Genomic DNA, 20,159 nt, shown 5'->3' with positions numbered 1-20,159 from the left:
ACAACCCTTTTGCGGTATCGGCCACCCGAGGGGTGAGCGACTGCTCCTTGAGCGGCGTCGGCGACTCGGCCTGAAAGACCTGTCGGCCACCGATCCCGAGGAGCGGTAGAATCGCCACCGCGAGCACCATCACCCCCATCCCCCCCACCCAGTGGAGGAACGCCCGCCACAGGTTGAGCGAAAAGGGGAAGTCGTCGAGCCCCGAGTAGACGGTCGCTCCCGTCGTGGTAAGCCCCGAGACCGCTTCGAAGTAGGCGCGGGTGAATCCCATCTCGGGGCGGTAGAGGTAGAGGGGAATCGCGGCGAAGAGCGGCGAGACGACCCACGCGAGCACGACGATCAGAAAACCGTCCGCCGGTCGCAGGTCGCGGCGAAAGCGCACGGTCACCACCCAGAGGAGAGCGCCCGCGATGAGGGAGGCGACCATCGCCTCCTCGTAGAGGGCGTGGCTCCCGTCACCGCGCCAGAGGGAGGCAGCGGTCGGGACGAGAAAGAGGAGCGAGAAGAGCATCAAGATGTAGGAGTAGGCGTGAAACGCCGGCAGCCACGGTCGCACGGTGCGCAGCTCCCCTCAAATAAACCCAAACCCGACCGAGAAGAGCCGCTCCACCTCGCGCACCCGCCGCCTTTGCGTGCAGAAGAGGATCACGTGATCCCCCTCCTCAATCACGGTGTCATGGTGCGCCATCAGGATCCGCTTCCCTTGGCGCGGCGCGCTCGAACCCTCGTCGCCCACCGCCCTTTCGCGCACAATCGCCGCCACCGACACCCCGGAAGGCCAGCGGATCTGATCGATCCGCCGCCCGACCACTTTAGAGGTCCGCTCGTTGCCATGGGCGACGATCTCGATCGCCTCGGCCGCACCGCGCCGCAGGCGATGGACCGCGGCGACGTCGCCACGGCGCACGTGCTTCAGAAGCGCGCCGATCGTGACCAGCGCCGGTGCAATCGCGATGTCGATCGTCTCCCCCTGTACCAGATCGACATAGGCCGAGCGGTTGATGATCGCGAGCGTCTTCTTCGCCCCGAGACGCTTCGCGAGCGCCGCCCCCATGATGTTGTTCTCGTCGTCGTTCGTCACCGCGAGGAAATAGTCGATCTCCTCGATCCCCTCCCGGTCGAGGAGATAGGTGTCGGTGGCGTCGCCCGCGAGCACCAACGTGCTGGTGAGCTCCACCGCCAGGTGCTGCGCCCGCTGCTTGTCGCGCTCGATCAGCTTCACTTCGTAGTCGCGCTCGAGCATCTTCGCAAGCCGCATCCCGATGTTGCCACCGCCCGCGATCATCACCTTGGAGCCGCGCCGCTCCTCAGGGCGGAGCTCCTTGAGGAGGGTTGCGAGCTGGCTCGCGTGGGCGAGGAAAAAGAGCTCGTCGCCGGGGTGAATCACGGTCCCCCCTTCCGGAATGATCGGCTCCCCCTGGCGGTAGATCGCGGCGACGCGCACTTCGACCTCAGGGAGGTGGTCGCGCAACGTTTTGATCGGGTGACCGACGAGTCTTCCCCCCTTTTCGGCACGCACCGCGACGAGCTGCACCGCGCCATTGGCGAAATCGAGGAGCTGCAGCACCCCGGGGTGGTTCACTAGGCGAACGATCGCTTCGCAGACGATCTGTTCGGGGCAGATCGCAAAATCGACGGCAAAGGCGTCAGGACCCAACAGCTCCTGGAACGCGGTGAAGTCGGCGGCCCGCACCCGAACGATGCTGCGCGGCACGTTGAAGAGGCGCTTCGCAATCAGCGAGGCGCAGAGGTTGGTCTGATCCGATTGGGTCACGGCAATGAGCAGATCGCAGTCGCGCGCCCCCGCCTGCTCGAGGAGCCGCGGTGACGCCGCATTGCCGACGATCGTCCTGAGCTCGACGCGGTTCGCGACCTCCTGCAGCCGCGCGGCGTCGACGTCGATCATCGTGATGTCGTTCTCTTCGCTCGCGAGATGTTCCGCGACCGAACTGCCTACCTGGCCCGCACCGAGGATGATCACGTTCATCCCTCTTCCTCCTCTTTGCGGCGCAACACCAACCCGAGCTGGCGGAGCTTGCGGTAGAAGTGGGTCCGCTCGAGCCCCGCCAACTCCGCCAAGCGTTGCACGGGGAGATCGGTACGGGCGAGGAGCCGCTCAAGGTAGAGCCGCTCGAACGCTTCGCGCGCCTCCTTGAGCGGCAGAGCAAAGAGCGACCCGAGATGGTCGCTCCTTTCCCGCGCGAGCGCTGCCTCGATCTGCTGCGGCATGAGCGCATCGTGGGTCGCAAGCGGCAGGAGCGCCTGCACCCACTCCTCAAGCGTCGTCTCTCCGTCGAGCGCGATCCGTTCGACCGTCCGTTTGACCCCGTCACTCCAGGAGATCGTACTCCCCAACTCCGCTTCGAGCGCCTCTTGGACGATCGTTCCCAAATCGACCCCGCATTCGGTGAGCTTCGGCACTTTGACGCTTTGACGCCACGCGCTCGCCAGCTTCTCCCCGACGAGCGGCAACCAGCTCTGCAGCGCCCCCTCACCGTGGGCGACTGCGAGCAGATCGATCTGGTAGGCTGCCGCATGTTGTGCGAGGAAGAGGAGGTTTTTCGCCATCATCCGGTTGGGTTTTTCCCCCAAACCGGCAATGATGAGGTGGCCGTGCCAGAGCTTGAGGGACTCCACCGTGAGGTTCGCGTCCGAAGTGAGCCACGCGGTGCGGCACCGCTCGCCGAGATGGCGCAACAGCCACTGTTCAAAAAAGGGTTCCGCAAAGAGGAGCAGCGCTGCCCGTTCCTGCTGCAGCTGGGCGTTCGCCGCATCGATCACAGGCCGGAGTGGGGTCGGGAGGCGCTTACAGAGCAACGGCACCGCCTCTTTCTCGCGCGCGCGATGGTTCTCGATCGCCTTTTTCAGCACCTCGAGGAGCTTTTGCATCGAGATCGGCTTTTCGAGAAAGCCGAACGCGCCATGATGGGTCGCTTCCACCGCCGTCTCGATCGTCGCGTGTCCCGAGATCATGATCACCGGAGGCATCGCCTCCCCCATCTGGCTCTTCCACCCTTTGAGCAGCGTGATCCCGTCGATGTCGGGCATCCAGATGTCGAGCAGAACGGCGTCGGGGGCGAACTCGGTCCACAGCCGCCTCCCCTCGTCGCCGTTTGCGGCCACCGCCACCTGATACCCCTCATCCTCGAGGATTTCGCTCAACCACTCGCGAATGCCGACCTCGTCGTCGACGATCAGCACCTTAGCCATGATCCGCCTCCTCGCTGCGCGCTGCGGTGAAGGTGAGCGTTACGACCGCGCCTCGCCCCTCTTCGTTCGCTCCGAGTGTCACTGTAGCACGATGATCGTCGGCGATCTTCTTCACCACGGCCAACCCCAAACCAGTCCCTTTCTTTTTGGTGGTGTAGTAGGGTTCAAAGGCCCGATGCTGGTAGCCCTCGGGAAAACCGACGCCATTGTCGCAGACGCTCACGATGATCTGTTCACCCTGCCGTTGCAGCCGAAGAACAATCCTCGGCGCCTCAACCCCCTCCAACGCATCCTGGGCGTTTTGCAGCAGATTGTGGAGCACCTGACGCAGCTGCCCCGCGTCCCCTTCGATGATCCACGGCCCTTCGCCTTCAATCTGACACTCGAGCGCGATCGGACTCTCCTCGTAGAATACCAGAAGCGACTGCACCAGTGCTGCGAGATCGACCCGCTCCCGCTTTCCTCCAGGCAGCCGTGCGTAGTCGCGAAAGGCGTTCACCATCTCGGTCATCGCGTCGACCTGGGCGGTGATCGTTTCCGTGGCCCGCTCCAAGAGTTGCCGTTCGCGCTCCGGTAACTTCTCTGCCAGTTTGTAGCGCAACCGCTCGGCAGCGAGCCGAATCGGGGTGAGCGGATTTTTGATCTCGTGGGCGAGCCGCCGCGCGATCTCCCCCCACGCCGCCAAGCGCTGCGCGAGCACCACGTCGCTCACGTCGTCGATCACCACTACCCACCCTTTGCGCTGCGCCACCATCGGGGCGACATGGACGACATAGGTCTTGCCGCTCTCCTCATCGCGCCACTCGAAGGTGGCTGAGCCCGAGGCGACCGCCATCACCTCGCTCAAGCGGTCGGCTAATCCCCGCTTCGCGGTCCACGCGGGGAGTGGCATCGATCGCTCGTCACCGAGGAGCGTGACCGCTGCACCATTCGCTAGAACCGGTTGCTTCTTCTCGTCGAAGACGAGCACCGCCGTCGTCAAGTGGGCGAGCACCGTCTCCAGGTAGGCTCGCGCCTCTTCCACTTCGGCGTGCGCCCGCGCCTGCTCCGCTTGGGCGGCGATCAGCTGCCCCGCCATCCGGTCGAACGACTGCACCACCCAACCGAGTTCGTCATCTGTGGCGACCCGCTCCCCTACGGGCTTGAAATTCCCTTCCGCGAGGAGCCGCGTCCCCTCTTCCAATGCCAGAAGCGGGGCGACAAAGCGACGCGAAATCTGCAGCGCGAGCATCGCCGCAGCGATCCACGCGGTGAGTACCGCGACCGTGAGGATCACCAGATAAAGGCGCTGGAGTGCCTCACGGCCGTGGCTGATCTGCGCATACTCGCCGCGCGCCTCGGTCACCTCGTCGATCGCGCTCCGGATTGCGGTCGGAACGCGGCGCAGGAGCACGAGGTACGCCCCCTCTTCGTCGATCGTCTTCGGGACCCAGACCACTACCCGGACCCAGGCGCTTTCCCGCGTCTCGACCACCCGGTGACTCACCCCTTGGAGCTTCGCCAGTTGCCACTCCGCCGCCGTCCCCGCTTCCCGCTGCACCCATTCGGGGTCGTCACCGGCAAAGGCCTGAATCCCCCCTTTGCCGTTCAACACCACCAACGCGTCGAGCCCCATCCGCTGTCGCCACTGCTCGAGCATCGCTCCGCTGTTGCTGCGCCCAGTGATCTGCCACTCTTTTTGCAGCCACTCCCCCTCCGCGAGGAGTCGGGCAATCTGGGTATCGATCGCATGGCGGGCGAGCTGATTCGCCGCTTCGAGTGCCCGCTCGACCCGAACGTCGAACCAGGCGTCGATCGCGCGCACGACAAAAAAGAGGGTCACACCGTAGAGGACCAGTGTCGGCAAAAGGGCCATCGCGAGGAGCGTGCCGGTGAGTTTCACGCGCAACCGAGCACCGAATCGCCCCTTTTGGTACTGGCGCCAGAGATGGACCCCCTGCTGGAGCGCGAGCGTGAGGAGCGCCGACGCCGCTACCGCTGCAAGCGCAAGCAGATAGGGAAACGCCCGCCCGTAGAGCACCGTTTCGAGGCTCGCCGAGGCGGCAAGAAGGATGACGAAGATTGCCGCGCTCACCCAGACGACGGCGCGGACGCGATTCATCCCCATGGTCGCCATCGGTAGGGCCTCCCCTGCCACTGAAGCGCATCGCGCGCCTCGACGCTCGGTAACCGTAGCACTGGCCCCAACGCCCCTTCGTCTAGACCGACGGTCAGCTCGGCCACGAGACCGGCGCTCGGAACCAGCCGAGTTCTCTCAAGAAGTGTCCACCCCCGAATTCGCTCCAGGGGCGCGACCACCTCCCGCCACCCCCCTTGTGCAATCACCTCCCCCTGATGGACCAACCACCAGAGGCGGGTGCTTGGTCGGTACTGCCACTGAAAAGGCCACCGTTTGCCCCAAATCGCCTCATCGGGCCACCACCACCGCTGTTGCCAGAGGCGAAAGGTGATCGCGAACGGGAGCGCCACCCCTTTCGCGACCAGCGCCTCCCACTGCGGTGGGAGCTCCCCCCACTGGAGATCGGCGTCGAGCACCCAGGTGCTCCCCACGTCATCGGCGCGAATCGCTGCGCGCTGAATCACCACCAGCTCGCTCGCGCCCTCCCCCCCTCTTGCGCGATGGGCGGATACGCCCACCCCTAAAGAAGCGACAGCCAGAGTTGCTGCCCCTCGGATGATTCTTCGCCTCTGGGGGTCAACCTCTTTTGTCGATTCGCGCATAGAAGAACCCGTCCGATTGGGGCGTTGGCAGCAGCACCCCCGTTCGCGCGTCGTGGTGTACTACCGCATCCGAGTGGGTGGCGAGGAACGCGGCGATCTGATCGTCGTTCTCCTCGGCAAAGAGCGAACAGGTGACGTAGAGCAACCGCCCCCCGGGGCGAAGAAGCGGCCACAGCGCCGTCAGCAGCGCCTGCTGCGCTTGCGCCAGTGCCGCGAGATCGCTTTCGCGCCGCAACCATTTGATGTCGGGATGGCGGCGCACTACCCCTGACGCGGAGCAGGGGGCGTCGAGCAGAATGGCGTCGAAGGGTCTCCCATCCCACCAGGTGTTGGGCGTTGCGGCATCGCCGTGGATCGCCCGAGCCTGAGTTCCGAGCTCAGGGAACCGCTCGAGCATCGCGCGAAAGCGCCCCTCCTCCTTTTCGACCACTGTCAGTTCGATCGCAGCGGAATCGAGGAGATGGAGCGCTTTACCGCCGGGGGCGGCGCAGGCGTCGAGCACCCGCTCTCCCGGATGAACGGTCAGAAATTCCGCCGCCCATTGGGCACCGATATCCTGAATGACGCACGCCCTCTGAACCTCTGGGGGGAGTCGATGCGCCGCAACCGGTTTGGGAAGCCAGATCGCCCCGGCAAGCTCCGGGTGGGGCTCCGCGGCAACCTCCGCCTCCGCAAGGATCGCGATCACCTCCGGTCGTTTTTTGGGGTCGCGGACACGCAACCCCATCGGCGGCAGGCCATTACCGCTCTCGAGCACCGTTTGCCACGTTGCGGGGTAATCGCGGCGGATCCGCTCAATCCACCACAGGGGGTAGCGCCACCGCGCCTCTTGCGCGACGCGGGTGCGTCCGCGAAACACCTCAGGCACCCATTGGCTGCGTTCGCGGTCGAATCGGCGAAGGAGGGCATTGACAAAACCACCCCAGGCGGGATTTTTCGCTTTAGCGAGCGCCACAGTCTCAAAGATCAGCGCATGAACGGGCACTCGCCCTTTGCGCAACTCGGTAAGCGCAACGAGAAGCAACGGACGAAGGCGCGTATCCACTTCCCGGCGACTCATCGCCGCGAGTACGGCATCGCCCCAGCCGTAGTCGCGGAGCGTACTCCAGGCAAAATCTTGCACACGCCCCCACCCGATCCTTTCCAGTTCGCGGCGCTTTGCTGCCTCCCACGCGTCGGTTGCACTCTGGCCTGCGATCACCGCGGCAACGATCGCCGCCGCCTGCTCGAGCGCAGCAGCGAGCGAGTCTTCATCCTGCTGCCGACGCGCCCCCTGCGCTTCATGTTTCACGTGAAACGTTCCTATCCGAGCAACGTGCGGAGATAGCGCGGCAGGAGCGCGCGGGCACGATAGACCGCACCATCGAGGTAATGGAGCTCGCCCACCCCCCGCTCAGTGATCCGCCGATCGATCTCCTCTGGCGCCATGCGGGAACAGTCGGTCCCGATCGACGCCGCCGCCAGACCCCACTGGGCGCCGTAGAGCGGAATATAGTGAAAGTGGGGATAGACAAAGCGAAACACGGTGCGTAGCCGGGTGAGTAGCGCCTTAACTCGCTCGGGTTGATGGTCGGGGGCGCCGATATGGAGCGACAAGAGCCCTTCCTCCCCCAGCAGGGCGCGACATTGCGCCAAAAATGTCTCTTGATAGAGCGCTTCTGCGGGCCCCACCGGATCGGTCAGATCGAGAATGATCAGGTCGTAACGACGCCCCTCTTCCACGGCGCGGGCGACAAACTTCAGGCCATCCTCGATCCGCAAGCGAACTTTCGGATGGTCGAGCGCCCCCCGATGGATTGACGCAAAGTAGCGGCGCGCCAGATCGATCACCTTCCCGTCGAGCTCGACGAGATCGATCGCTTCGATCGTCGGGTATTTGAGAAGTTCTTCAGCTGACCCCCCATCACCGCCGCCGATAATGAGCGCACGGCGTGGCGCGGGGTGGGCCAACGCTGGGACGTGCACCAGATTCTCATGGTAGATGAATTCATCGCCTTCTGAGGTCATCGCGCAGCCGTCGAGGCGAAACATACGGCCAAACAACGGGGAGTGGCCGACTTCGTAACTTTGAAATGGGCTTTCCCCCGACTCGATCAACTCCAGATCGTAGGTGTAACCGGTGACCTCAGAGAGCTTTTCCCAAAAACGGGTGAGCGCCATCGTTATGCCTCCCCTTTGCGCGGCATCTCGATATGGCCGCGAACAACGCGGTGCCCTACAGTCTCCACCGGCGCAAAGAGCTCGATCAGCTGGTCATAGACCGCTTTGGCCAGTGCAGAGTTATCGCGCGAATAGTTGCAGACATAGACATCGAGGGTGACACTGCGATCTTCCGGCCAGGTGTGAATCGCGAGGTGCGATTCGGCCAAAACCACCGTCCCCGTTACCCCAGCAGGCTCGCCGTTGTCGTAGCGAAATTGATAAAAGTAGTCACCCAAGACCGTTAGACCCGCTTGTTGACACGCTTCGACACAGAGCGACTGCAGGCGATCCCGCTCTTTGAGGAGCGACTCCTCGCAGCGGCAACCATAGAGATCGGCGATCAGATGAAGTCCGTTCATCGCAAGTCCCCCATCCGGAAAAAATGAAATCCTTTATTTTATCACCCACTCACCCATGAGCCGCACAATGGTGAGCGTCACCACGACGAGGAAGATGCGGCGCAACCACTGCGCGCCGAAGCGAAAGGCAAACCAGGTGCCGAAGAGCGAACCGGCCACATTGCACGCCGCCATCCACAACCCCAATACCCACATCGGTTGCGCCTGCCATGCGAACGTGGCGATCGCAGCGACGTTGGTGGCGACGTTCGCCACTTTCGCCAGCGCCGACGCTTGGACAAAATCGAAATGGAGAAAGCGCAAAAAGGCAAAAATCAGGAAGCTGCCGGTACCCGGACCGAGAAAACCGTCGTAGAGACCGATCGTACCCGACCAAAAATAGCCCCATCGTCGCTCGCTTGCGGTGAGGGGTGTTCTTCGCGCCTCTAACCCAAGCGTTTTCCGCCAAAAGGTATAGACCGCAACGGCAATGAGCAGCACGACGACGATCGGCTTCACCCACTCCTGCGGGAGGTGCACCACCGCACTCGCCCCAACGACCGACCCCAACCCCGCCGCGATAACGACGCCGATTAAGAGACCTCGAGGAAACGAGACGCGCCGGAGATAACGAAACGCAGCGGTCGCGGTGCCAAAGACCGACGCAATCTTGTTGGTCCCAAAAAGGTTCGCCAGCGGGGAGCCCGGAAAGGCAAGGAGCAGCGCTGGCACCTGGATCAATCCGCCTCCGCCCACCGCCGCGTCGATGCTCCCTGCGGCAAACGCCGCAAGCCCCAACAGGGCCCAGATCAGTTCATTCCCCTCGGCCACCGGTCGCTCACTTGCCAATACAAAACTGTGAGAAGATCACCCCTAGCAGCGCGTCGGCATCGATCCGGCCGGTGATCTCCCCGAGCGCTTCGTGGGCCAAACGGAGCTCCTCGGCGAGGAGCTCCCATGAATCGAGCTGTTCGCTCGCTGTGGCAAGGTGTTGCTCGGCGCGGGAAAGCGCCTGCAGGTGCCGTTCGCGCGCCAGCCACACCTCGTCGTCGACGCCACGAAACCCGGCGGCGGCGACGATCGCCCCCCGCAGCTGCTCCAACCCCGCGCCGGTGCGCGCCGAGATCCACATCCGCCCCTCGTGGCGATCATCAGCAAAACGATCCCGTTTATTCCACACCTCAAGAAGCACCTGACCGGCTTTCTGCCGCCCCTCAAGCTCCTTGGCGAGCGCGCGATCGTCGACGTCGGGTGAGCGAAGCCAGAGGATGATGTCGGCAAGTTGCAGCGCTGCACGGCTCCGCTCGATGCCGATCCGCTCCACCGGGTCGCTGCTCTCCCGCACCCCTGCGGTGTCGAGGAGATGGACCGTGAGCCCATCGATCACAACCGACTCACGGATCACGTCGCGCGTCGTCCCTGGAATGTCGGTGACAATCGCCCGCTCTTCGCCAACGAGGGCGTTTAACAGCGACGACTTACCGACATTGGGGGCACCCACCACCGCAACCTTCACACCGTGGCGGAGCAGCAACCCCTGCCGCCCGACCGCGAGGAGATGGGTGATCGTCGCCCGCGCCGCTGCGATCCGTTCGGCAACCTCCCCTTCGGCAAGAAAATCGATCTCCTCGTCGACGAAATCGATCGCTGCCTCGACCCAGACGCGCAATTCGGTCAGTCGCCGGTCGAGCTCCGCGACCACCTGGGAGAAGCGCCCCTGCAGCCCCTGCGCCGCGGCGCGCACCGCAGCGCGGTTGGTCGCGTCGATCAGGTCGGCAATCGCCTCCGCTTGCGCGAGGTCGATCTTCCCATTGAGAAAAGACCGTTCGCTGAACTCGCCAGGGCGAGCAAGCCGTGCCCCGAGGGCAAGCACCCGCGCGAGCACCGCTTCGACCACCACCGGCCCCCCATGGCCGTGAATTTCGACCACGGTTTCACCCGTGAACGAATTGGGCTCGGGGAAATAGAGGAGGAGCCCGTCGTCCAACACCGCGCCGTCAGCGTCATAGAGCCACGCGCGGACTGGCCGTCGGGGCGGCAGTGCGCTCTTTTTCGCCAACGCACAGGCGATCGCCAGCGCCTCGGGGCCTGAGAGCCGGATGATCGCGACCGCTCCCCGGCCCGGCGGGGTTGCCACAGCGGCAATCGTGTCGTTCGCCGGTTTCACGTGAAACAGGCCTCAGTCGTTCGCCGCTTTCACCGCTTTATGGCCCAACCCCATGCGCTCGAGCTGCCGGTTGATCCACCACTGCTGCGCGATCGACAGGATGTTATTGACGAGCCAGTAGAGGACCAACCCCGACGGGAACCAGAGGAACATGAAGGTAAAGACGATCGGCATCGCCATCATCAATTTCGCCTGGAGGGGGTCGGTCGGCTGGGGGTTCAGGCGCATCTGGATGATCATCGTCGCCCCCATCAAGAGTGGCAAAATAAAGTAGGGGTCGCGCGACGACAAGTCGGTGATCCACCCCAACCAGGGGGCGTAGCGCATCTCGACGCTCGCCAGCAGCACCCAATAGAGCGCGATGAAGACCGGAATCTGCACGAGGATCGGGAGACACCCCCCAAGCGGATTGATCCGCTCCTCTTGGTAGAGGCGCATCATCTCCTGCTGCAGCCGCACTTTGTCGTCGCCATATGCCTCCTTGATCTTCTGCAGCCGCGGCATCACGAGGCGCATCCGTGCCATCGAGCGATAACTCGCCGCCGAAAGGGGATAGAAGAGCGCCTTGATGAGCACCGTCACCAGAATGATCGCCCAGCCCCAGTTCCCGGTGAGGGCGTGCAGCAGCGACAAGAGCCAAAAGAGCGGTGCCGCGATGAAGGTGAGCCAACCGTAATCGACGACGAGATCGAAGCCCGGCGCGACACTGCCGAGCACCTTCTGATCTTGTGGCCCGGCGTAGAGGCGGGTCTCGGTCGCCCCGTCGCCGGTGAGCAACACACCCGCCTGGTAGAGCCCATTCGCGAGCCGCCGCAAGTAGTATTCACGCGCAACCCCCTGCGGCGGCAACCACGCGGCGACGAAATAGTGCTGAATCATCGCCAGCCACCCGTCCTGCGCTTCACGCGGGTAGTCGGCTTTGCCGTCCGCAATCGCTTGGAAGTCGATCTTGCGGTACTTCGTCGCTTCGGTGTAGATCGCGGGGCCAGTGAAGGTCCGGACGCCAAAGAGGGACTGCTCTTCCGCCGGCAGCCCATCGCGCAGGAAATGGTAATAAGTGGTGAGCGAACCGCCCCCATCGATCTCGTGACGAACGTCGATGAGGTAAGAACCGCGCGTAAAGCGGAGGATTTTCCGTACCGTTCGGCCATCCTCTGTCGTCGCGGTGAGGGTGACGACAAGTGAATCACGCCCCTCAGGCAGCACCAACGATTCAGCGGGAAGCTGCCAACGGCTCCGGTGGTTGGGCATCCCCTGACCCACGACGCCAGACTGGACGCGGTAGGTGTGCTTCAACCGCCCGTCGTCGAAAAGGACGAAGGGTTGATCGGGGCGCTCGCGGTCACGGTGATCTTTGAGTGCAAGAAAGAGGATATCTCCACCCTGTTCGGAAATTTCGATAAGGTAGCGGTCGGTCTCCAGATGGAGCCGCTTCGCGGCGAGTGCATCGGACTCCTGGGCACGTTCATCCCCCACTGCCCCCTTGGCGGCAGCCACTGGGACATCCCCGATCGTACTGGGAGAGCGGGAGGGGGCCGGATCCGTTGCCGCTACCGGGCGCTCCGGAGTCGGCCCATTTTGCCGCACCCAACCTTCCCACAACATGAACAGGGAAAAGAGAAAAACCACCAACAAAATCAACCGCCGTTGTTCCATCATCCAGCTTCCCTTTCGTTACGGAACAGGGTCGTGCCCCCCCGGATGCCAGGGGTGGCAACGTCCGATGCGTCTCGCGCCCAACCAGAGGCCCCGCACCACGCCGTGGCGACGAACCGCCTCAATGAGATACTCCGAACAGGTCGGAGTAAAACGGCAATTTTGCCCCAACCAGGGGCTAATGAGGAGCTGGTAGCCGCGAACCAGCACGATCACCACGCGGGCGATGACGTTCACTCCAGCTCCCCAACGGGCACACCAGTATCAGGCTTCACATCCGCGGCAAGGCGCCGTTCCAGCCGCGTAAAGAGTTGCGCGAGGTCGCCCCGCAAAACCGCCCGAGACCATTCAGCTGTCGGTTGGGTGACCCGCACCACCAGATCGACGCCAAAGCGACGCCCCGGCCAGAGGCGGAACTGTTCGCGGATCTGGCGTTTGAGCCAGTTGCGCTCGACCGCGCGGCGCGCGACGCGCTTCGCCACCACCAACCCGAGCCGGGCATAGCCCAGACCATTTTCCCGCCAATGGAGACAAAAAAACCGTCCACAGAGCCTTTGCCGGGAGTCGAAGACCGTGGCAAAGTGGGACGGTTTCGTGAGGCGCGCGGCACGCGGAAAACGCGCGCCGGCGGTACTCATACGGCGAGGCGCTTACGCCCTTTGGCGCGCCGGGCGCGAATCACCGAGCGACCGCCACGGGTACGCATACGCACCAAGAAGCCGTGGGTGCGCTTACGGCGAATTTTCGAAGGCTGGTAGGTCCGCTTCATCACTCTTCCCCAAAATCGGTTCAAAATAGAGAATTATACAGCAAATGGGAATGTGCACAGCCATTTGTAGTCACCCCCCTTGTGGATAACTTCTCACCTTCCCCCCTTTCACGCTACAATTGGCGCGATGAAGACGAGCCCAACATCGGTGACCGACGCCATCTGGCAACGCTGCTGCGAGCGGTTGCAGGGGAAAATCCCCCTGCAACAGTACAAGACGTGGATCCGGCCACTCGTGGGGGTGGCGAACGATGCCGATCAAGGGGTGCTCCAGATTTTCGCCCCCAACCGCTTCATCTTGCAATGGGTGCGCGAGCGCTACTGGGGCATCATCGCCGATGAGCTATCGGCGCTGGGGATCACCCGCGCCGAGCTCACTTTGGGCCACCCTGGGGAAAATGGCGCCGCGTCTCGTCCCGCTCCGCCTGAACGCAACAGCGACCCCGCTCAGCTCAAGGCCGCAAACGGCAGCGACGCCCTGCAAATGCACGCGAATGGCGAAGCTCTTGAGCCTCACGCCGTTGCGGAATCTTTTCCAGCAGTCCATCCCACGGCCGAACCAGCCGAAGAGAAACCCCACCCACCGTCGCCCCAAAGCGCGCCGCGTGAGCCCGAAAGCGACCCCTTCTCCGCCCCACCCCCGACGGCGCGGCTGCGCGCCCGCAAAAAACCCCCCGTGGCTACTGACGATCCGACGAACGCCCCAACGCTCGAGGCGCTCTACGAACGGACCCGTTTGAACCCCAACGCCACCTTCGACACCCTTGTCACCGGGCGGGCGAACGACCTCGCCCGCGCTGCGGCGATGCAGGTTGCGCACCACCCCGGCAACTCCTACAACCCCCTCTTCATCTACGGCGGCGTGGGCTTGGGAAAGACCCACCTCATCCACGCGATCGGCAACGCCATCTTCCATAACAACCCGCGCGCGGTGATCCGCTACGTTCACGCCGAGGATTACTACGCCGACGTCGTCCGTGCCTATCAGCAAAAGAGCTTTGACGCCTTCAAGCGCTTCTACCGCTCGCTCGACGTCCTCTTGATCGACGACATCCAGTTTTTCCAGAACAAGACGCGCACCCAGGAGGAGTTCTTCCACGCCTTCAACGCGCTCACCGAAGCGCGCAAGCAGATCGTGATCACCTGCGATACCTACCCGAAAGACATCCAGGGGCTCGAGGATCGGCTGATCTCCCGCTTCGACTGGGGGCTGACGGTCCAGATCGAACCGCCCGAGCTCGAGATGCGGGTCGCGATCCTCAAAAAGAAAGCCGAGCTGATGGCGATCGACCTCGCCGACGACGTCGCGTTTCTGATTGCCAAGCACCTCAAATCGAACGTGCGGGAGCTCGAAGGGGCGCTCAACAAAGTGGTCGCCTACGCCAATTTCCTCTCGCGGCCGATCACTCTGGAACTCGCGAAAGAGGCGCTCAAAGACCTCTTGAACGCCTTCAACCGGCAGCTCACCGTCGAGCAGATCCAAAAGACGGTTGCTGACTACTACAAAATCAAGGTCGCCGACATGCACTCGAAAAAACGGACCCGCGCCGTCGCCCGACCCCGCCAGGTGGCGATGTATCTCGCTAAAGAGCTCACGCCGTTGTCTCTACCCGCGATCGGTGACGCCTTCGGTGGCCGAGACCACACCACAGTGATCCACGCCTACCGCACCATCACCGAATTGCGCACTCAAGACAGTCAACTCAACCACGACGTCCACGTCCTCTTACAAGTGTTGCGTGGCTAGGATAAGGAGCGATCATGCTGATTCGTGCCCCTCGCGATACCCTCTTGGCCCCTCTTGCCGCCGCCGCAGGGATGGTTGAAAGGCGACAGACCAAACCGATCCTCGGCTGTTTTCTCCTCGAACGGAAGAGCGACCACCTTTCGGTGATCGCGACCGACCTGGAGGCTCAGATCGTTGCCCACCAACCGCTCGGCGAGCTCGCCGGCGAGGATGGGGCGTGCGCGGTTCCGGCGAAAAAGCTCCTCGATATTCTGAAGAGCCTCCCAGAAGGGGTGGAGGTGCAGCTCGTTGCTGAAGGCAACGCCCTGAAAATCGCGAGTGGCCGTTCGCGCTTCACGCTCCACACCCTTCCCGCAAGCGATTTTCCGCTGCTTGAGCCGCCGAGCGCAGGCGACGAGCTCGAACTGCCGCAACGGGTGGTGCGGCGTCTCTTGGCGCTCACGGCGTTTGCGATGGCGCAACAGGATGTCCGCTACTACTTGAACGGACTCCTCTTTCACCTCCACGACCAAGCGCTCCATGTTGTCGCCACCGACGGCCACCGGCTTGCCCACATCGAGGAGGCGATGCCCGATTCTGCCTTCGAACGGGAAGCGATCCTGCCGCGCAAAACGGTGGTGGAACTCCAGCGGCTCCTCTCCGACAGTGACCAACCGGTGCGGTTGCGGATTGCCGAACGGCAGATCGTCTTCACCACCGGGACGTTGCAATTCACCAGCAAGATCATCGACGGTAAATTCCCCGATTACCGGCGGGTGATCCCCGAACACCACCCGGTACGGATCGTCTTCGACCGGGTCGAGCTCCTGCGGGCACTGCAGCGGGTGGCGGTACTCGCCGAAGATAAACTCCGCCCGATCAAACTCGCGTTCGAAACGGGCCTCGTGCGCATCTCAGGACACAACGTCGAACGCGAAGAGGCGGTCGAGGAGATCGAGATCCACTACGAAGGGGCGCCGCTCGAGGTTGGCTTCAACGTCAGCTACCTGATCGACGTCCTCACGGCGCTCGCCAACGACGTGATCCACATGCAGCTCAAAGACAGCATGGCCGCAGCACTCATCACCACACCGGAAGACCCCCACTTCCACTACGTGGTGATGCCGATGCGGCTGTAAAGACGGGGGGAACCATGTCTGACCTCAACGATCCCCGTGTCTTCTTCGCCGCCGAACGGACGTTGATGGCGTGGAACCGCACGTCGATCACGATGATGGCATTTGGCTTTGCGATTGAACGCTTTGGTCTCTTTCTGGAGATGATCCATCCCGGCCGTTCGACGGCGCACGATCGCTACCTCTCTTTATTCGTCGGCATCGCATTCATTACCCTCGCCCTCATCGCTCTGGCACAAGCCATTCGCCAATACCGGCGCGTGTTGGCTACCCTCAAACCGATCGAGATTCCTGAGCGCTACAACCCCAATACCATTGTGATCATCCACAGTGTCATTCTTCTCCTTGGCCTAATTCTTCTTCTCTATCTTATTTTTCTCTCCTGAGTATGGAAATGACCCAAACCTACGACGAAAGCGCGATCCAACAACTCGAAGGACTCGAAGCGGTCCGCAAACGCCCGGGGATGTACATCGGTGACACCTCGGACGGCACAGGGCTGCACCACATGATCTTCGAGGTGGTCGATAACGCCGTCGACGAGGCGCTCGCGGGCTTCTGCGACGAGATCGTCGTGACGCTCCATGCCGACAACTCGGTCTCGGTCCTCGACAACGGGCGCGGCATCCCCACCGGGATCAAATGGGACGACAAGAACGACCCAAAGCGGAGCGCTGCCGAAATCGTGATGTGCGTCCTTCACGCCGGCGGCAAATTCAACCAAAACAGCTACAAAGTCTCCGGAGGGCTGCACGGCGTCGGGGTATCGTGCGTCAACGCCCTCTCCAAATGGCTCAAGCTCACCGTCTGGCGCGATGGCCTCAAACAGACGATCGAATTTTCCCGCGGCGTCCCCACCCTCTACGACGAGGCGCTCGAAATCCCGCCCGAGGGGGGGGAGCCGGTACGGGTGCGCCGCATGAAGGTGTTGGGACCGACCCAGAAACGGGGGACCGAAGTCCATTGGCTCGCCGACGAGGAGATCTTCGGCACGATCGAATACCACTACGACCAGATCGCGAAGCGGCTGCGCGAGCTCTCCTTTCTCAACAACGGCGTCAAAATTCGCCTGATTGACCAGCGTACCGGCAAGAGTGACGACTTCGCCTTCTCCGGTGGGGTGAAAGGCTTTGTTCAGTACCTCAACCGCACCAAGAGCCCGCTCCACCCGACCATCTTTCACGCTTCGGGTACGGTCACCGTCGCCCAAGACGTCGGCCACGTCGCCGAGATTGCAGTGGAAGTGGCAATGCAGTGGAACGACAGCTACGCCGAGCAAGTCCTCTGCTACACCAACAACATCCCCCAGCCCGACGGCGGCACCCACCTCACCGGGTTGCGGAGCGCGATGACGCGGGTGATCAACAAGTACCTCGAAGCGAACGAGATCGCGAAGAAGGCCAAAGTCGAAATTACCGGCGACGACATGCGCGAAGGGCTCACCGCGGTCCTCTCAGTCAAGATGCCCGACCCGAAATTCGCAAGCCAGACCAAAATGAAGCTGGTGAGCTCAGAGGCCCGTACCGCGGTCGAAGAGGTGGTCGCGAAGCACCTCGAGACTTTTCTGCTGGAGTACCCCAACGAAGCGAAAGCGATCGTCAGCAAGATCGTTGAAGCGGCGCGGGCGCGCGAAGCGGCGCGGAAAGCGCGGGAGATCACCCGGCGCAAAGGGGTCCTCGACGGCGTGGGGCTTCCCGGGAAACTTGCCGACTGCCAGGAGAAAGACCCGGCGAAGAGCGAACTCTTCATCGTCGAAGGGGACTCCGCCGGCGGCTCGGCGAAACAGGGGCGCGACCGCCGCTTTCAGGCGATTCTGCCGCTCAAGGGTAAAATCCTCAACGTCGAGAAGGCGCGCTTCGACAAGCTCCTCCAGAGCCAGGAGATCGCCACGTTGATCACGGCGCTCGGCACCGGCATCGGCAAAGAGGAGTACAAACCCGAGAAGCTGCGCTACCACCGCGTGATCCTCATGACTGACGCCGACGTCGACGGCGCCCACATCCGCACCCTCCTGTTGACCTTCTTCTACCGCCAGATGCCGGAGCTCATCGAACGGGGCCACGTCTTCATCGCGCAGCCGCCGCTCTACAAGGTGAAACTCGGCAAAACCGAGCGCTACCTCAAAGACGACGCCGAGCTGCAACAGTTCCTCGTCGAACTTGCCGCGCAAGGAGCGGAGATCGTTCCTGCCCCCGACACCCCGCCGATCCGCGACGAGGCGCTCTTGGGGCTCTTGCGCCAGTGGCAGCGGGCGCAGCGGATCATCGAACGCCATAGTGCCTCAATCGACCCGACGCTCCTGCAGACGCTGCTGCTCCACAACGTCGACCTCGACCTCGAAGGGCAGGAAGCGGCGATCGCGAGCGCCCAGAAGCTGCAAGAGCTCCTGGGAGCGCACCTCCGGGTGACCGCGGCGTTTGACGAGATCAGTGACAGCTGGGTGTTGCACGTGGAGCGCACCGAACATGGCCTCGTGAAACGGAGCCGGCTCGATGCCGAATTCCTCGCCTCTGAGGATTGGCTGACCCTCAAAGGGGTCGCCGCAGCCACCGCGACGCTCGTCCAGGAAGACGGCGAGGTGCGCCGGGGCGAGAAGCGGCAAGCGGTGGGCCACTTCGCCCAGGCGGTCACGTGGCTCATGAACGAAGTGGAACGGCAGATCGTCAAACAGCGCTACAAAGGGTTGGGCGAGATGAACCCTGAGCAGCTCTGGGAGACGACGATGGACCCGGCGACGCGCCGCCTCTTGAAGGTTCAGATCGAGGATGCCATCGCCGCCGACGAGATCTTCACGACGCTCATGGGCGACGCGGTCGAGCCCCGCCGGGCGTTCATCGAGACGAACGCGCTCTACGTTCGCAACCTCGACGTCTGAGCGGCTCACGAAGCGACGCGCGCCAGCGCGTCGCGCATCAATTTCGCGCCAAACCCCAAAAAAGCGCTTCCAGTGAGGGTGAGCCCTGCCGCCAGCATACGGGGGCGGCCAGCCAACGACCGGTGGAGTCGGCTCCCCGTGAGAATCAACGCCGTGAGGTAGGTGGCGCTGATCAACTGCAGCGTTACGCCCAAAAAGGCAAACGCTAGATAGGGATGGGGCGCATCGGGAGCAACAAAGAGGACGAAGAACGAGAAGAAGAAGAGGATCGCCTTGGGGTTGAGGAGGCTAATCACCAGCGCGCGGCGATAAGGGTAGATCGCCACCCGCCGCGGCTCTGGCTGCCCATCCGAATCGGCGTGGGCGAGAGCAACTGCCTCCGCCTCTTGCGCGACTTTCCCGTTTCGCCGCCAGAGGTTTCGCCCCTCGGCAACGAGCCGCACTCCCAACCATGCGAGGTAGGCTGCGCCCATGAGCTGCAACCCGGCAAAGAGCGTCGGGAGGTAGTGAAGGAGCGACGCGGCGCCAAAGACGGCAGCAGCCATCAGGATCGTATCCCCCGTGAGAATTCCGAGTGCGGCACGAAAGCCTGCGGCAACGCCGTCACGCGACGCGGTCACAAAAGCGTAGAGCGAGTTCGGTCCCGGCAGCAGAACCACCAAGATCGTCCCGACCACAAACGCGCCAAAATCGACGATACCCAAATCGCGCCAAAAATCCACTTCTGCCTCACCCCTTCTGCAACGCCTGAACCAGTTTGGCCACATACTCCTCGTCGGCCGCGCGGTAAGCAGCCGTGAGCCATTCGGCAAGATCTGTGCCGTCGGGCAGGATTCGCTCATCGTCCTGGACAAAGCGGCGGTAGGAAAACGAAAGGAGCCACCCGTTCTCTTCATCCCCGGCTTCGGACCCACTCAGCAACGTGAGCGTCAAGGTACTTCCCGGAAAACCTGTTTTCGGGTGGGTGACAAAACGCAGCCACCGGAGCTCCTCCCACGTGACTGTCTCGTCAAACGGCTCGCTGCCCCACCAGACCCGCCGCGTCAGCCGTTTCGTCTCAAAGTCTAAGGTGACCTGCTCGCAGTCATTTACCCCTTCGAGCCACCGCTCCGGCGCTGCAACCCGCTCCCACAAGAGCGCCCAGACGCAGTCACGCGTCACCGGCTGAACCAAGCGGAGGGGAAGGGTATAGTCAATCCGCGCCAGCATCTTCCCTCCAGATGGCGATACTGTAGCGGAAAAAAGCGGGCAACGCTACCCCCGGGCGGCCAATCCCCTGAGCAGTAAGAAGTTGCTTTTCTGGAATTTTTTAATCAAAAAAAGAGTAAATAACATTAGGAGTGGTGAAACTGTGGACAA

General features: G+C 63.0%; 20 protein-coding genes. 4 read left to right on the top strand and 16 right to left on the bottom strand.

Annotated elements, in window-relative coordinates; genetic code table 11:
- The 14 genes from ACYQ6T_RS09625 to rpmH all read right to left on the bottom strand — a co-directional run.
- Positions 1 to 556 (bottom strand): potassium transporter TrkG (locus tag ACYQ6T_RS09625; protein WP_459830364.1); only part of this gene is annotated, 556 nt, incomplete at its 3' end.
- Positions 557 to 571: 15 nt separating this feature from the next.
- The gene (gene trkA / locus ACYQ6T_RS09620) at positions 572 to 1,987 is read right to left on the bottom strand and encodes a Trk system potassium transporter TrkA (RefSeq protein WP_459830362.1); all 1,416 of its coding nucleotides are present in this window, start codon (positions 1,985 to 1,987) and stop codon (positions 572 to 574) included.
- Positions 1,984 to 3,210 carry a sigma-54-dependent Fis family transcriptional regulator gene (locus ACYQ6T_RS09615; RefSeq protein ID WP_459830361.1) on the bottom strand — a complete coding sequence of 409 codons (1,227 nt, stop codon included), beginning with the start codon at positions 3,208 to 3,210 and terminating at the stop codon, positions 1,984 to 1,986. The genes trkA and ACYQ6T_RS09615 overlap by 4 nt, the downstream gene beginning before the upstream one ends.
- Entirely contained in the window at positions 3,203 to 5,326 is a 2,124-nt protein-coding gene (locus tag ACYQ6T_RS09610; protein WP_459830360.1) for a sensor histidine kinase, read from the bottom strand. Before ACYQ6T_RS09610 ends, ACYQ6T_RS09615 begins: the two co-directional genes overlap by 8 nt.
- Complete coding sequence (locus ACYQ6T_RS09605) at positions 5,308 to 5,793, bottom strand: DUF4390 domain-containing protein (RefSeq protein WP_459830359.1); 486 nt, start codon at positions 5,791 to 5,793, stop codon at positions 5,308 to 5,310. The genes ACYQ6T_RS09610 and ACYQ6T_RS09605 overlap by 19 nt, the downstream gene beginning before the upstream one ends.
- Before the next feature lie 112 nt (positions 5,794 to 5,905).
- Positions 5,906 to 7,222, bottom strand: a complete 1,317-nt coding sequence (gene rsmB, locus ACYQ6T_RS09600) for a 16S rRNA (cytosine(967)-C(5))-methyltransferase RsmB (RefSeq protein WP_459830357.1) — start codon at positions 7,220 to 7,222, stop codon at positions 5,906 to 5,908.
- An 11-nt stretch (positions 7,223 to 7,233) separates the two neighbouring features.
- Entirely contained in the window at positions 7,234 to 8,091 is an 858-nt protein-coding gene (gene speE, locus ACYQ6T_RS09595; protein WP_459830356.1) for a polyamine aminopropyltransferase, read from the bottom strand.
- A 2-nt stretch (positions 8,092 to 8,093) separates the two neighbouring features.
- Positions 8,094 to 8,492 (bottom strand): adenosylmethionine decarboxylase, encoded by a 399-nt coding sequence (speD, locus tag ACYQ6T_RS09590; RefSeq protein ID WP_459830354.1) that lies wholly within the window; start codon positions 8,490 to 8,492, stop codon positions 8,094 to 8,096.
- Between the two features lie 33 nt (positions 8,493 to 8,525).
- Positions 8,526 to 9,302, bottom strand: coding sequence for a sulfite exporter TauE/SafE family protein (locus ACYQ6T_RS09585; protein WP_459830352.1), 777 nt, complete (start codon positions 9,300 to 9,302; stop codon positions 8,526 to 8,528).
- A 7-nt stretch (positions 9,303 to 9,309) separates the two neighbouring features.
- Positions 9,310 to 10,638, bottom strand: coding sequence for a tRNA uridine-5-carboxymethylaminomethyl(34) synthesis GTPase MnmE (mnmE, locus tag ACYQ6T_RS09580; RefSeq protein ID WP_459830351.1), 1,329 nt, complete (start codon positions 10,636 to 10,638; stop codon positions 9,310 to 9,312).
- Between the two features lie 12 nt (positions 10,639 to 10,650).
- Positions 10,651 to 12,294, bottom strand: coding sequence for a membrane protein insertase YidC (gene yidC / locus ACYQ6T_RS09575; RefSeq protein WP_459830367.1), 1,644 nt, complete (start codon positions 12,292 to 12,294; stop codon positions 10,651 to 10,653).
- A gap of 18 nt (positions 12,295 to 12,312) precedes the next feature.
- Complete coding sequence (gene yidD / locus ACYQ6T_RS09570) at positions 12,313 to 12,522, bottom strand: membrane protein insertion efficiency factor YidD (protein ID WP_459830365.1); 210 nt, start codon at positions 12,520 to 12,522, stop codon at positions 12,313 to 12,315.
- Positions 12,523 to 12,527: 5 nt separating this feature from the next.
- On the bottom strand, positions 12,528 to 12,932 hold the full coding sequence (gene rnpA / locus ACYQ6T_RS09565; RefSeq protein WP_459830349.1) for a ribonuclease P protein component: 405 nt from the start codon (positions 12,930 to 12,932) through the stop codon (positions 12,528 to 12,530).
- Complete coding sequence (rpmH, locus tag ACYQ6T_RS09560) at positions 12,929 to 13,063, bottom strand: 50S ribosomal protein L34 (protein WP_459830348.1); 135 nt, start codon at positions 13,061 to 13,063, stop codon at positions 12,929 to 12,931. Before rpmH ends, rnpA begins: the two co-directional genes overlap by 4 nt.
- 127 nt (positions 13,064 to 13,190) lie before the next feature.
- Here rpmH and dnaA point away from each other — a divergent pair, with 127 nt between their 5' ends.
- From dnaA to gyrB, 4 genes are read left to right on the top strand one after another with little or no spacing between them, the layout of a single operon-like run.
- Entirely contained in the window at positions 13,191 to 14,810 is a 1,620-nt protein-coding gene (gene dnaA / locus ACYQ6T_RS09555; protein WP_459830346.1) for a chromosomal replication initiator protein DnaA, read from the top strand.
- A gap of 14 nt (positions 14,811 to 14,824) precedes the next feature.
- A complete protein-coding gene (gene dnaN / locus ACYQ6T_RS09550) occupies positions 14,825 to 15,928 on the top strand; it encodes a DNA polymerase III subunit beta (RefSeq protein ID WP_459830345.1) in 1,104 nt (367 codons plus the stop codon).
- A gap of 14 nt (positions 15,929 to 15,942) precedes the next feature.
- A complete protein-coding gene (locus ACYQ6T_RS09545) occupies positions 15,943 to 16,311 on the top strand; it encodes a YidH family protein (protein WP_459830344.1) in 369 nt (122 codons plus the stop codon).
- Positions 16,312 to 16,313: 2 nt separating this feature from the next.
- The gene (gene gyrB, locus ACYQ6T_RS09540; protein ID WP_459830342.1) at positions 16,314 to 18,800 is read left to right on the top strand and encodes a DNA topoisomerase (ATP-hydrolyzing) subunit B; all 2,487 of its coding nucleotides are present in this window, start codon (positions 16,314 to 16,316) and stop codon (positions 18,798 to 18,800) included.
- A 5-nt stretch (positions 18,801 to 18,805) separates the two neighbouring features.
- Here the strand turns inward: gyrB and leuE are convergent, their stop codons facing one another.
- Entirely contained in the window at positions 18,806 to 19,522 is a 717-nt protein-coding gene (gene leuE / locus ACYQ6T_RS09535; RefSeq protein WP_459830341.1) for a leucine efflux protein LeuE, read from the bottom strand.
- Between the two features lie 7 nt (positions 19,523 to 19,529).
- Positions 19,530 to 20,009 (bottom strand): AtaL-like protein, encoded by a 480-nt coding sequence (locus ACYQ6T_RS09530; protein ID WP_459830340.1) that lies wholly within the window; start codon positions 20,007 to 20,009, stop codon positions 19,530 to 19,532.
- Between the last annotated feature and the right edge of the window lie 150 nt (positions 20,010 to 20,159).

It is taken from the genome of Hydrogenophilus islandicus, assembly GCF_054657095.1.
This window is presented reverse-complemented; position numbering and strand designations above follow the sequence as displayed.